Annotated in this window: 14 protein-coding genes and 1 riboswitch; of the genes, 12 read left to right on the forward strand and 2 right to left on the reverse strand. The window is 36.7% G+C overall.

Translation table 11 applies throughout. The annotated features are described in order from the left end of the window. Positions 1–15: 15 nt before the first annotated feature. Positions 16–1527, forward strand: a complete 1512-nt coding sequence (locus tag BUE24_RS07250; protein WP_073315300.1) for a S41 family peptidase — start codon at positions 16–18, stop codon at positions 1525–1527. A 78-nt stretch (positions 1528–1605) separates the two neighbouring features. Here BUE24_RS07250 and BUE24_RS07255 read toward each other — a convergent pair whose 3' ends face one another. Then, on the reverse strand, positions 1606–3564 hold the full coding sequence (locus BUE24_RS07255; protein ID WP_073315301.1) for a TonB-dependent receptor plug domain-containing protein: 1959 nt from the start codon (positions 3562–3564) through the stop codon (positions 1606–1608). Positions 3565–3644: 80 nt separating this feature from the next. Further along, a riboswitch (cobalamin riboswitch) is annotated at positions 3645–3904 on the reverse strand. Between the two features lie 81 nt (positions 3905–3985). Between BUE24_RS07255 and BUE24_RS07260 the strand changes: the two genes are divergently transcribed. Genes BUE24_RS07260 through cobC form a run of 4 tightly spaced genes read left to right on the forward strand, consistent with a single transcriptional unit; the run spans position 3986 to position 6810 of the window. After that, positions 3986–4498: a bifunctional adenosylcobinamide kinase/adenosylcobinamide-phosphate guanylyltransferase gene (locus BUE24_RS07260; protein ID WP_073315302.1), complete on the forward strand. Its 513-nt coding sequence runs from the start codon at positions 3986–3988 to the stop codon at positions 4496–4498. A gap of 9 nt (positions 4499–4507) precedes the next feature. Further along, the gene (gene cobT, locus BUE24_RS07265) at positions 4508–5542 is read left to right on the forward strand and encodes a nicotinate-nucleotide--dimethylbenzimidazole phosphoribosyltransferase (RefSeq protein ID WP_073315303.1); all 1035 of its coding nucleotides are present in this window, start codon (positions 4508–4510) and stop codon (positions 5540–5542) included. Positions 5543–5545: 3 nt separating this feature from the next. Further along, positions 5546–6310 (forward strand): adenosylcobinamide-GDP ribazoletransferase, encoded by a 765-nt coding sequence (locus tag BUE24_RS07270; RefSeq protein WP_073315304.1) that lies wholly within the window; start codon positions 5546–5548, stop codon positions 6308–6310. Beyond that, entirely contained in the window at positions 6292–6810 is a 519-nt protein-coding gene (cobC, locus tag BUE24_RS07275) for an alpha-ribazole phosphatase (protein WP_073315305.1), read from the forward strand. Before BUE24_RS07270 ends, cobC begins: the two co-directional genes overlap by 19 nt. On the opposite strand, the gene BUE24_RS07280 is transcribed toward cobC, so the two are convergent. Further along, complete coding sequence (locus BUE24_RS07280; protein WP_073315375.1) at positions 6807–7463, reverse strand: Dph6-related ATP pyrophosphatase; 657 nt, start codon at positions 7461–7463, stop codon at positions 6807–6809. The two genes, cobC and BUE24_RS07280, sit on opposite strands and share 4 nt — an antisense overlap. An 85-nt stretch (positions 7464–7548) precedes the next feature. On the opposite strand from BUE24_RS07280, the gene BUE24_RS07285 reads away from it, so the two are divergent. The 7 genes from BUE24_RS07285 to BUE24_RS07315 all read left to right on the forward strand — a co-directional run bounded on the left by BUE24_RS07285 (position 7549) and on the right by BUE24_RS07315 (position 13710). Then, positions 7549–8688 carry an ABC transporter substrate-binding protein gene (locus BUE24_RS07285; protein ID WP_073315306.1) on the forward strand — a complete coding sequence of 380 codons (1140 nt, stop codon included), beginning with the start codon at positions 7549–7551 and terminating at the stop codon, positions 8686–8688. Further along, positions 8689–9720 carry a FecCD family ABC transporter permease gene (locus BUE24_RS07290; protein WP_073315307.1) on the forward strand — a complete coding sequence of 344 codons (1032 nt, stop codon included), beginning with the start codon at positions 8689–8691 and terminating at the stop codon, positions 9718–9720. A gap of 66 nt (positions 9721–9786) precedes the next feature. Beyond that, positions 9787–10362 (forward strand): DUF1572 family protein, encoded by a 576-nt coding sequence (locus BUE24_RS07295; RefSeq protein WP_073315308.1) that lies wholly within the window; start codon positions 9787–9789, stop codon positions 10360–10362. Positions 10363–10492: 130 nt separating this feature from the next. Continuing rightward, positions 10493–11611 (forward strand): DNA polymerase III subunit beta, encoded by a 1119-nt coding sequence (gene dnaN, locus BUE24_RS07300; RefSeq protein ID WP_073315309.1) that lies wholly within the window; start codon positions 10493–10495, stop codon positions 11609–11611. Between the two features lie 127 nt (positions 11612–11738). Beyond that, a complete protein-coding gene (locus BUE24_RS07305; RefSeq protein ID WP_073315310.1) occupies positions 11739–12179 on the forward strand; it encodes a VOC family protein in 441 nt (146 codons plus the stop codon). Positions 12180–12204: 25 nt separating this feature from the next. Then, complete coding sequence (locus BUE24_RS07310) at positions 12205–12603, forward strand: hypothetical protein (RefSeq protein WP_073315311.1); 399 nt, start codon at positions 12205–12207, stop codon at positions 12601–12603. Between the two features lie 105 nt (positions 12604–12708). Further along, the gene (locus tag BUE24_RS07315; RefSeq protein WP_073315312.1) at positions 12709–13710 is read left to right on the forward strand and encodes an NAD-dependent epimerase/dehydratase family protein; all 1002 of its coding nucleotides are present in this window, start codon (positions 12709–12711) and stop codon (positions 13708–13710) included. Positions 13711–13714 lie beyond the last annotated feature (4 nt).

Consider the following 13714-nt stretch of genomic DNA (forward strand, 5'->3'; position numbering starts at 1 on the left):
TTTAACATTTAAGCTATGAATACAATCAAATTAAAATTATTACCCCTTTATGTATTTTCATTGCTATTGATCTTCTCATGCTCAAGTGATGATGGGGACCCTGAACCAGTAGTAATAAATAATCCTGATGAAGAAATTGATGATTTTATATGGAAAGGAATGAATTTCCTTTATTTATATAAAACAGATGTTCCAGATCTACAAGATAGTAAAGCAGATGATGAAAATGCGTATCGACAATTTTTAGCTTCGTATGATTCTCCTGAGAGTTTATTCCAAGATTTAAGAACTACAAACACATTACAAGGCGAACTAGAGGATCAGTTTAGTATTATTGTTGATGATTATGTTGCACAAGAAGAAAATCTTTTTGGCGGAATTACTAAAAATAATGGTATGGCATTCGGACTTGGCCGTTTTAGCGGTACTGACGATCTCTTTGGATTTGTAAGGTATGTCTTACCTGGTACCGATGCTGAAGCTAAAGGGGTGACCCGAGGTGACTTATTTACTACTATTAATGGAACTCAACTTAATCTTTCAAATTATAGAGATCTATTATTTAATGGACCTGACATCTATGATGTTGGTTTCAATACCATTGAAAACAATGCATTTGTTCCAGCTAATACCGTTACATTAAACAAAGTAGAATATACCGAAAATCCTGTATTCATATCAAAAACCATTGATTATCAAGGGCAAAAAATTGGATATATGATGTATAATAGTTTTACTTTCGCATTCAACAAACAAATGAATGATGCTTTCTTAGCTTTCAAGAACGAAGGAATTACGGATCTTATTCTCGATCTTCGTTATAATGGTGGAGGGTCTGTTTATACAGCAACGGGATTAGCAAGTATGATAACTGGTGCTTACACGGGGGAAATTTTTGCAAAAAGCGTATTTAATCCGGATTATACAGCTTTTATAAATCAGTTTTCTAATGCAGATGATTTTCTTACAGATAGGTTTTTTGATAATATTATTATTGATATTTCAGATAATGATGTTATTACTAGCGAACCCGTTAATTCTTTAGGGCTCTCCAGACTTCATGTACTTGCTAGCGGAAGCAGTGCTTCTGCAAGTGAGCTAATAATTAATAGTCTTTCTTCCTATATAGATGTCATTCAAATAGGAACAAGCACCCTCGGAAAATTCCAAGCCTCAAGACTAGTTTATGACTCTCCAGACTTCAGGAGAGATGATGCAAATCCAAATCACACCTATGCTATGCAACCATTGGTTAGCAAGGTAGCGAACAAAGATGATGTTACCGACTTTATTCTAGGGTTACCCGCTGATGTAGTATTCCAGGAAGATTTTAGAAATATGGGGGTTTTAGGTGAAGTTGACGAACCGCATTTAAATGTAGCTTTAGAGTATATTGTTAACAATACCACAGCTGCTGCAAGAAGTAAAGACTTTGTGGATTTTGAGTTGGTTGGAGAAAGTAAAATGAATAGTCCTTCATACCAAAGAATGTATATCGATAATATCCCTCTTGAAGGAAGGAATTAATAAAAAACCGTATTATTAATTAAAATAAAAAACTCCCGAATTCGCGAATTTGGGAGTTTTGTTCTATAGGGTTCAATTTTAGAAATCCAAATTCAATCCAAATCTTGCATTTCTACCACGAGTACTAAATCCAAAAATTTCCTGATAGTCTTCGTTGGTGATATTTTCTATAGCTGCAAATAGACTTACATGTTTAGACACTCTGTGGTTGATCGAAAAATCAACTAACACATACGAATCCAAAGTAATCGGTTCTGAAGCAAACGTAGCCAGATTAAAGAAACTATCGTCTCTCTCATCATTATACTGAAAATTAATAGCTGCATTTGTATTTTCGCTAAATTGATATCCCACATTCGCATTTACTTTAATCTCAGGGATTCTAATTTGCGAAAGATCTTCGTCCACATCTGTATAGGTAAAGTTACCTGCTAATGATAATTTATCTTCTAGTAATCTAGAGCTAATCTCAAATTCTAAACCACTTGTGCTAAAGTCTGCATCAATATTTTGGTATTGAAATACAAAACCTCCTGTATCTACAAAGTCCACAAAATTTTCTTCATCACGCTTAAAATACACCGCACTTATACGTAATTTCTTGTTTGAAGAAAATTCTAAACCTACCTCTAGAGTGGTATTCTCTTCAGGATCTAACTCCTGGTTACCAAAATTACCCGAATACAGTTGGAACAAGGATGGAGTAATGTAAGCGGTAGAATATGACGCCAAAGCTTTGATATAACTCTCATCAAATTTATAGGTATACGACGGGTTTACACTATATACCAGGTGTGTCCCATACTCACTATGAATATTTAATCTTGCTCCAGCATTCACGTTTAATCCAAAATCAGATACATACACGACGTTTACATAAGGATCAATAATATCAAAATCTGCCACCTCATCATTTATTGTCTGTACAAATGGATCTCTCCTTGAAGCAGCACTAAATCCGTTATAATCGTTATTAGATCCATTAACCCCTACAACCGTATAAAACATATTGTTGAAGTTATATTTGTTGTATAGGTCATATGAATAGAACCTACTCTCATTTTTGGTAGCAAAGGTATTCGAGAAAAAGTCACGATCTAGCAAAGAATAACTGTTGGTAAATACTATGCTTCCTTTGTCGTACTTGTATTCTGCAGAAGCTCCTGCTCGTAATTGTCTACTAAAAGCATCATTATCAGCATCAGCTCCTGCTCCTGCATCAAACTCATTGTTATATTGATCCAAGCTTCCAAAAAGATCAATTTTTAATCGTTCGTTTACCTCATACCCTACTCTTGCATTCACATTAAATTTGGAATACGCGTCATCTTCAAAAGTAGTGTCCGAAGTATCATCTGGTAATTTTTCTGCTGCAGATAAGCCTTCAGCAAAGTGATTACTAAAACTTGTTAAATAAGTTACCTTACCCACAGTTCCATTAATAGAAGCTAGATTTACAAACTCATTAATATCATAATCCTGATCGTCTTGAGATTGATTGGTTCCTAAACTCGATTGAAAGTTTGCAGAAATCTTTTCTTTACTTCCGGTTTTTGTAATAATATTCACCACAGCCGTAGACGCTCCAGATCCGTATAATGTACTAGAAGCTCCTTTCAGGATCTCGATCTCTTTAATTTGATTTACAGATAACAATCGTAGATCAAACTCACCCGTAATCGTAGAAGGATCGCTTACGGTTACTCCATCTACTCGTATTACTACTTGTCGATTACGCCCACCACGGATGAAATATCCAAGACTTTGACCAGGAGCACTGGTGTTTCCATTAATCTCGATACCTGCAACACGGTTCAATACGGTTGCTACCGATTGCCCCTTGCTTTGCGCTAGCTGTTCTGTGGTAATCTTTGTAATTACTTTACCACTTTGTTCTCGTTTTAATCCGAACTTAGAGTCAGAAATCACGACTTCCTCTAATTCGGTTACATTTTGGTCTTCTTGACTTTCCTGACTTATCGCCAAAGAAGAACCCAGCAGTAAAAATGCTGCCCCAAAAAACATTCTTGTGTTCATTGCTTAACTATCTTAATTTTAAAAAATTAAGGGAAAAAAGTATGTAGTTTACCCATACCCAAACCTTTATCCCGAAAGTTTGATACTGTTGAATATTGGCAGGTCTCCTGGCTTGCGTCTTGTTATTTACCTTCCCATCGTTACCTTGGTAAACGACAGTGGCTCTATTGTAGTAGTAATAACAAACACCGATCTAGATCATCGGCTTAGCTTACAGTTGCGGGAACAGCTCAGGATTCCTAAATTTAGTATTGATTGTCAACATAAATTCTTCACCTGATTCCCTTTTAATCCTCAACACTTCGAAAAGTGCCTCAGAACCAAAATTCTGCGCGAATGTATCATATTTTATGGAATTTGTGATCAGTTTAACAAATAAATAATTTATAGAACTACCTTTGCTCTCTTTAAAACCAAAAAAATGTTGTACTACATTACAGGAGGAGAACGTTCTGGCAAGAGTAGTTATGCGCAAAACCTTGCACTACAGTTATCTGACACTCCCTACTACTTGGCCACATCAAGAATTTGGGATGGAGATCATCGTAAACGAATCGATCGGCACATTGCAGATCGGGATGAACGTTGGACTTCTATAGAGAAAGAAAAAGAAATCTCTACAGTGATTCCCAAAGGAAGTACTATTGTAATAGACTGTGTAACACTATGGCTTACCAATTACTTTATCGACACCAAAAATGATATTGAAGAATCATTGCGTTTAGCTAAAGAAGAGTTTAATAAATTACTGGATATCGATGCTACCATCATCATTATTTCTAACGAAATCGGAATGGGGGTTCATGCCACTACCGAAGTAGGTAGAAAATTTACCGAACTTCAAGGTTGGATGAATCAGCATATTGCCAAACATGCCTATAAAGCCACCTTAATGGTATCCGGAATACCCGTAGAAATCAAAAGCACAAATTAATTCTGTTTTATGGAGTTTAACATACAGCCGCTCTCTAACGAAGATTTAAAAACAAACCTTCAATCCAAAATTGACAACAAAACAAAACCTGTAGGTGCTTTGGGAACATTAGAACAAATTGCACTACAAGTGGGTATGATTCAAAATACGGAAAGCCCCATTTTAAAAGAGCCTGCAATAGTAGTATTTGCAGGAGATCATGGTATTGCCAAACAAGGAGAAGTCAATCCTTATCCACAAGAAGTCACCGCCCAAATGGTCTATAACTTTCTAAACCAAGGAGCCGCTATCAATGTATTTTGTAATCAACATCAAATACAGCTCACCATTGTAGATGCCGGAGTAAATCACGATTTCGAAAGTATCCCTGGTTTGGTAGATGCCAAGATTGCACATGGTACAAGAAATTATCAGCACGAAGCTGCCATGACTGCGGACCAGTGTTCAACAGTTATTCGCAAGGGAGCAGATATTGTAAAAGCCATTTTTGACAGCGGAAGTAATATCATTGGTTTTGGTGAAATGGGTATTGGTAACACCTCTGCAGCTTCTTTGTTGATGGCCTATTTTACCAAAATTCCGGTTGCGGAGTGTGTTGGGAATGGCACAGGTAACGGATCCGAAATTGTAGATACAAAGCAACGTATCCTAAATAAGGTTTTTGAAAAACACTCGGTGACATCTCCAATGGAAGCACTAGCCACCTTCGGTGGTTTTGAAATTGCGATGATTACTGGGGCTATGCTTAAAGCTGCCGAACTAAAAATGACGATTGTGGTAGATGGTTTTATTGTTACAGCAGCGTTGCTTGCAGCTCGAGCGTTGCATCCTGAGATTATCGACTATTGTATTTTTGCACACAATTCTAACGAGCAAGGACACCAAAAAATGCTGGAGTTTTTAGGCCAAAAACCTTTACTTAATCTAGGAATGCGTCTGGGAGAAGGTACTGGTGTTGCTGTGGCTTATCCTATTATAGCATCATCCATAGCATTTTTAAATAGTATGGCTAGTTTTGAAAGTGCTGGAGTATCTAACGCATAACCTATGAAAAAAGAGATTCATATTTTCTTTACTGCTTTGATGTTCTTTACTCGTATTCCCTGTCCGAAATGGGTAAATCATGATCCTCGGTATCTACGACTAAGCGCCAAGTATTTTTCTTTGGTTGGTATTATCGTTGGTGGTATTGGAGCTGCTGTTTTTTACGGTACTTCTTTCCTTTTTTCTAAAGAAATAGCCTTATTCCTCTCTATGTTTTCTACGATCTATGCAACAGGTGCTTTTCATGAAGATGGTTTTGCAGATGTATGTGATGGCTTTGGAGGAGGTTGGACCAAAGAAAAGATTCTTCTTATCATGAAGGATTCTCGTCTGGGAACATATGGCACGATTGGAATCCTCCTGCTACTAGCCATAAAATTTGTAGCATTATCAGAGCTACCCATCCAATATATCCCTATTGCTCTAATAGCAGGGCATAGTCTAAGTCGTTTTATTGCTGTAACCCTGTTATATACACATCCCTATGTAAGAGAAAATGATGACAGTAAAGCAAAGCCTGCAGCAAAAAACATTAGCTTTACAATGGTCTTAGTAAGTGCTGTTTTTGGTATTTTACCGTTATTATTTTTTATGAATCCATGGTTGTTTATTACCTTAATCCCCATGTACATCTCCAAAATGTTTTTGGGAGCCAAGTTCAAAAAATGGATCGGAGGCCAAACCGGAGACTGTGCAGGAGCTGTACAACAGCTAAGTGAAGTTATATTTTATCTTTCAGTAATCGCGATATGGAATTATATCTGGTAAGACATACCACTCCAAATATTGAAAAAGGCATCTGCTATGGACAGAGCGATATTGGAGTTACCGATACTTTTCCTGAAGAGGTTAAAGAAATACATAAACAAATACCCTTAGATGCTATTACTAAGGTATATAGTAGCCCTTTACAACGCTGTAGATTATTAGCTAAAACATTTTCAAAAGAAATCATTTTAGACAAGAGGTTAAAAGAACTTAATTTTGGAGATTGGGAATTAAAATCCTGGGATGCCATCCCTTCAGAACAATTAACTCCTTGGATGAAAGATTTTGTTCATGTTCAAGTTCCTTTTGGAGAATCTTATACCATGCTTCAAACTCGGGTTTTGGATTTTTATCATTCATTAGACTCCCAATCTGATGAGAAGATCGCGGTCATAAGCCATGCAGGGCCCATAAGAGCATTGTTAGCACATTTACAAAATATATCACTTAAAGATTCTTTTGATATTAAAATTGCCTATTCTGAGGTTTTTCGTATCTAAACCAGTTCTAGCGTAGCAAAATTGTAATTTGTTGATTTTTCTTTACCCATTACTCTAATATCCAATGGCTTACAAAACAAGGGAGCGTTGATAACCAGCGTATGATACTCTCCATTTTCTCCACATGGATCTACTCCTATTTCCTCTAATTCTTTGAGTAATTGAGCATCTATTTTTCTTCCTAAAAAATCAGGACCTAATACCTGATTGCACGAAGTGATAATAGCCTCAATACCATTTTGAATCATTTCGATTACCAATGGTGTTCTGGATTCTTGCCATAACGGTAAAATAGCAGATACTCCTGCTGCCTTAGATACTTTTTCCTCCCAGGCTCTATGCGATTCAATATCAATATCACCAAAAACAGAATGCCCAAAGCCATAAGATTGTTGTAATGATTTTAAATTTTCGATATACAATCGTTCATAATCATCCCAGGTGCTTTCAAAAAAATGAATAGGTAATCCTAAAGCTTCTCCTTGCGCTTCCAAAATTTCTTTGGGAATACCGTGCGAACGAGAACGATCACCGTGTTCGTTTAACACATTGAGTAAAACAGTAGGTTTAAATCCACTGTTTGCGGCTTTATGAAAGGCATAACAACTATCCTTTCCCCCACTCCAAGAGCATAAAAATGTTTTTGTTTGCATGGTTATCAATGAGATTACTATTTTCGAACCAAAATTAGTTAGAATTCCCTTTCTTTGATTTACTATTTTTACAAAAAACATCATCATGCGTCATCTTTTTTTACTACTCCTGTTATCTTTCTATATATCAGGATGTAAACAAAACAAGGAACAAACAGAACCGCTAACTGTCATGTATTTGGCACCTCAAAATATTGAGTATTCCAAAGGGTTTTCGGTAACTCATCACAAAACGTATAAGGAAATTAAGGTGACTACTCCCTGGCCGGATGCAAAAAATGAACTTACTTATATCTTACATCCCAAAGGAACTGAAAAACCATTCAAATCAAATGAAGCGATTTTTATTGAAGTCCCTTCGGAGAGAGTTGTCGTTACCTCTACCACAGATATTCCTATGTTGGAATATTTGAATTTGGAGGAAAAGCTCGTAGGTTTTCCACACACGGATTATGTCTCCTCAGAAAAAACGCGTGTACTCATAGATTCTGGGAAAGTAAAAGAACTAGGAAAAGAGTACAATCTAAATACAGAAATGGTACTGGATCTTTCTCCTGATTTAATCATTGGGTTTTCGGCAACAGGAGATACCAAAGCATATGATCTTATTGAAAAAACAGGAATTCCTGTGGTGATTAATGGTTCCTGGATGGAAGAACACCCTTTGGGAAGAGCAGAATGGATCAAATTTGTGGCTGCCTTCTTTGGTAAAGAATCTGATGCCGAGGAAATTTTTCAGAAAATAAAAGAAGATTATACACAATCTTCTACTCTGGCAAAAAATGTGGAATCATCTCCTACCGTGATCTCTGGTAGTATGTTTAAAGATGTATGGCATGTTCCTGGTGGTAATAGTTATATAGCGCAGTTTTTAAAGGATGCTGGTACAGATTATCTATGGAAAGACACTAAAAAAAATGGTAGTCTTGCGCTTAGTTTTGAAAGCGTTCTGGAAAAAGGGCAAAATGCTGATTTATGGATAGGTTCGGGTAACTCGACCTCTTTACAAGCATTACAAGAAAAGAATCATCAGTATGCCTTATTCGACGCATTTAAAAATAAAACCGTATATTCTTCGACATTAAAGATGGGCCCCAAAGGAGGTTTAATTTATTACGAACTAGGCCCCATGCGTCCAGATTTGATTTTAAAAGATATCATTCATATTGCGCATCCGGAACTGCTAACCGATTATGAACCTTATTTTTTTGAAAAACTGAACTAATTGACCCCAAACAAATCATATAAAAAAGTTTTTATTGGTATTAGCCTATTGCTCCTGATCTGTTTTGTTGCTAATATCAGTCTGGGATCTGTGTTTATTCCCTGGTTGGACACCCTGAGTAGTTTATTTGGCGGGAATGTTGAAAAAGAATCCTGGAGACATATCATTATCGACTACAGATTGCCCAAAGCAATCACTGCAGTTATCGTAGGCAGCGGGTTAGGTATCTCTGGGTTATTGATGCAAACGCTTTTTAGAAACCCTTTGGCGGGTCCTTTTGTTCTGGGAATCAGTTCCGGAGCCACTCTTGGAGTAGCCATTTTAATTCTCAGCAGTTCATTTGCCGGAGCTGCGGTATCTTTCTTTATTGTATCCAAATGGGGATTGGTTCTGGCTGCCAGTTTAGGAAGTGTTTTGGTCCTTTTTGCAGTAATGCTCGTTTCTATTCGGGTTCGAGATACTATGGCTATTTTAATCATTGGATTAATGTTTGGTAGTATTACCACTGCTGTGGTAAGCGTTCTATCCTACTTTGCTCCTGCTGATCAATTACAACAATATATTTTTTGGGGTTTCGGGAGTTTGGGGAACTTGACCTGGAACGATGTTTTGATCTTCTTCGGAATTTTTGCGATTGGAATTCTCCTTACTATTTTCTCGATAAAACCATTAAACACCTTATTACTCGGTGAGAATTATGCACGTAGTTTGGGATTAAATATTAAAACAAGTCGTTTCCTTATTATTCTTTCTACAGGTATTTTGGCCGGAGGAATTACCGCTTTTGCCGGCCCAATTGCTTTTATTGGTTTGGCTGTACCACATCTCACCCGACAATTGTTTCACACTTCGGATCATAAAACATTGATTCCTGCGGTGCTCCTAATCGGTAGCATTATCATGCTGGTTTGTGATAGTATTGCCCAATTACCATCAAGCGAATATACTTTACCTATTAATGCTATCACTTCTCTTATTGGTGCCCCGGTAGTGATTTGGTTATTGGTAAGAAAACGCAAAATGTTATTCTAAAGGTTAACTTTCTTTTATTTCTATTGATCTACAAAATCAACTATCTTTAAGATCAAATCATTGGATATGAATGCTACAGAATATCTAGAAGGAATACAAAAGCAATTTCAATACTACAAATCTTTAGGAGAAAAAACCATTGATCAATTACCCGCCGAACAACTCTTTTGGCAATACAATGAAGACAGTAATAGCATTGGTATTATTGTAAAACATCTTTGGGGAAATATGATGTCTCGATGGACAGGTTTTCTAACTACTGATGGTGAAAAAGAATGGAGGGCCAGAGATGCCGAATTTGAAAGTGACCTTACTACCAAAGAGCAAATTCTAGACAAATGGAACGAAGGTTGGACATGTCTCTTTAATGCGCTAGATAGTATTACCGAGGATAATTTTGAGCAACCTGTTTATATCAGAAATATCGAACACACCATTACCGAAGCGATCAACCGACAATTAGCACATTATTCGTATCATATAGGTCAGATTGTTTTTCTGGGAAAAATGATCTCAGGTCCGCAGTGGCAAAGCCTTTCTATCCCCAAAGGAAAATCGTCTGAATACAATCAAAAAAGGTTCTCGGCGCCAAAACACAAGGCACATTACACAGACAAATTGATGAAAGATAACAAAGGCTGAGAAATTGAATTCCTGAAATAGTCAATAACTCCTTTAGGTTTGTTAATAACTATGGTTTTCTGCATGACCTAATCCTTGGGGATTACAATTATATTTGCGTAAAACTGTACAAAACTAGTCACACATACAAATGAAATTTATAGTATCCAGTTCATATTTATTAAAACAACTTCAGGTATTAGGAGGAGTTATCAATAATAGTAACACCTTACCCATTTTAGATAACTTTTTATTCGAATTAGATGGTAACGCGTTAACGGTTTCAGCTTCGGATCTGGAAACCACAATGTCTGCCAAATTAGAAGTAGAATCTTCGGATCAAGGCACAGTGGCTGTTCCTGCAAAATTGTTGCTAGAAACCTTAAAAACATTTCCTGAGCAACCTTTGACCTTTGTAGTTGGAAACAATAATACTATTGAAATTAGCTCAAATCACGGTAAATATGCTTTGGCGTATGCTGATGGAGAAGAATTCCCGAAAGCTGTAGAACTGGAAGATCCAAGTTCGACTACTATCCTAGGAGATATCCTGGCTACTGCTATTAGTAAAACAATTTTTGCTACTGGTAATGACGATTTGAGACCTGTGATGAGTGGAGTGTTCTTTCAATTTTCTACAGAAGGATTGACCTTTGTGGCTACCGATGCTCATAAATTGGTGAAATATACCAGAGAAGATGTACAGGCTTCTCAATCTGCAGAATTTATCATGCCTAAAAAACCGTTGAATTTGCTTAAAGGTATTTTGGCAGGAAGCGATAGTGAAGTGATGATTGAATACAACGAATCCAATGCAAAATTCACTTTTGACGAAACACAATTAATTTGTCGTCTAATCGATGGGAAATACCCAAATTATGAAGCAGTAATTCCAAAAGAGAATCCTAATAAGCTTACCATTGCCAGAACGCAGTTTTTAAATTCGGTAAGACGTGTATCTATATTCTCGAATAAAACTACACATCAAATTCGTTTAAAAATCGCTGGTGCTGAATTAAATATCTCTGCAGAAGACATCGACTACTCCAACAAAGCAGAAGAGAGACTTACTTGTGATTATCAGGGAGATGATATGCAAATCGGATTCAACTCTCGTTTTTTGAGCGAAATGCTTAATAATCTCAATGCCGACGATGTACAACTTGAGATGTCATTACCCAACCGAGCTGGTATTCTTACTCCAGTAGATGGACTAGATGAAGGAGAATATGTGACCATGCTTGTGATGCCAGTAATGCTTAACAACTAGAACATAAAATCATTAAAAATACCATTATACATCCAATCCTATAGCCAGGGTTGGATGTTTTGGTTTATAATTTTCTTTGGAATCTTTCTCTTTTTATAGTAAGTTTATCAGGTAAACCTAAGTGAAAATGGCTACGATAAATCCATATATTACGTTTAACGGAAATTGCGAAGAAGCTTTTCTGTTTTATAAATCCGTTTTCGGAGGCGATTTTCGTTATGTAGGAAGATTTAATGAAATGCCAAAGAATCCTGATTACGCTGTGGATAAAGCCGATTTGGAAAAGATCATGCACATTTCCCTTCCGATTAGTAAAGAAACTATTCTAATGGGAAGTGACACCTCTGAAGCATTTGGAGGCCCTGTTAATCAAGGAAGTAATTTTTCGATTTCAATAACCGTAGATACCATAGAAGAAACCACAAGAATCTTTAATGCTCTTTCTAAAGGAGGAAACATTACGATGCCTTTGGAGAAGACATTTTGGGGTTCTTTTTTTGGAACCTTTACAGACCAATACGGCATCCACTGGATGGTTGGCTGTGATGTAGAAAATAATACCCAATAACCCTAATATTATAAAAACACCTACTATGAAAATTAAAATAGTACTAATGGCACTCTTGGTAGGAGTAATTGCTACCGGATTTAGTCCGAAAGAAGATGTTGAAGGATACTCGTATGCTTTAGAAGTGAACTCACTTTCTGGAAAAGTAGAAAGTTTTGATGTCAAAATTGAAACTACTCCAGCTGGACACACCGAGTCTAAAGAAGTTGTTTTAAGAGGTATGCAAACTCCTTTTAAAAAGACTTTGAGAAGTGGAAAACACGTTATAAAGATTATTACCAATAGTGATAAAAAAACTTTAGAAGCAACTGTAATAGGTTTGTTGCATGATCAAAAACAAAACTTTGCTTCATCGGTAAATGATAAAATTAAAACCTTGGAGTTGTTTGCTGGTCCAAATGGAAATTGTGGAGCCTCTCAATAAAGTATTGACTCACATTTCATTGATCAGAAATCATCTTAGTCATGGTCAATTAAAAATTCATATAGCATCTTCTTGAGATGCTATATTTGTATAGAGACAAATCATATGCAGAAAATTGGAGTTATAGGGGCTACTGGTATGCTGGGGCACCATGTTGCAAAACTAGTTCAGTCTGATCCAGACCATGAACTCTTTGTAATACATCGAAAAAACTCTAATCTTTCTACTATTTCAGATCTTACATTTCAGGCAAGAATAGCGGATCTCGACGACAAGGATAGTTTAATTACGGCTTTCGAAGGATTGGATTATGTACTGAATTGCGGAGCATACTACCCTACTGTCCCTAGGCCCTTAAAAGAAGAGTTGAATATTGCTAAAAAGCAAATCAACAACTTTGTTGCTGCTATCAAAGAAAACAGTGTCAAGAAAGCATTGTATTTGGGAGGTGCTATAGCAATCCCCAAATCCAAAACCGGAATCGCCAACGAAGATGAAATTTATACTCAAAGCCCTAAAAACAAATCCGCCTATGTACAGGTAAAATGGATAATGGATAAAATCGCAAGAGAAGCCGGCGCAAATGGAATACCCATTGTGATTGGTATCCCTTCGATGACTTTTGGCGAATATGATTATGGCCCTTCAACTGGGCGTATTATTACCAATACTGTAAACCAAACCTTACCGGGATATGTACAAGGAGATAGAAACGTAGTGTATGCTGGAGATGCGGCTCGTGGATTATTGTCGGCTTGTTTCAAAGGAAAAATAGGACATCGTTACCTTATTACCGGAGAAAATGTCTCTATGAAAACGCTTATTGAAACCATTATCAGATTAGAAAACATTGATCAAATGCCAAAATCTGTATCCCTGGGCTTGGCGAAACTGATTTCAAAAATTAAGATTACCAAATACAAATTCTTTGGAGGAGAACTGCCTCTTCTAGACGATACTGCTATAGCTGTGATGTCTGCCGGGCAATTCCTGAATGGAGACAAAGCCAAAGAAGAACTTGGATATACCCCACAAACTACTTTAGAACAAGCCATACGCCGTACTATTGACTGGTTTATATCACAAAATTACATATCCAAACCTTAGCACA

It is taken from the genome of Aquimarina spongiae, from assembly GCF_900141785.1.
GTDB classification, from domain to species: Bacteria; Bacteroidota; Bacteroidia; order Flavobacteriales; family Flavobacteriaceae; genus Aquimarina; species Aquimarina spongiae.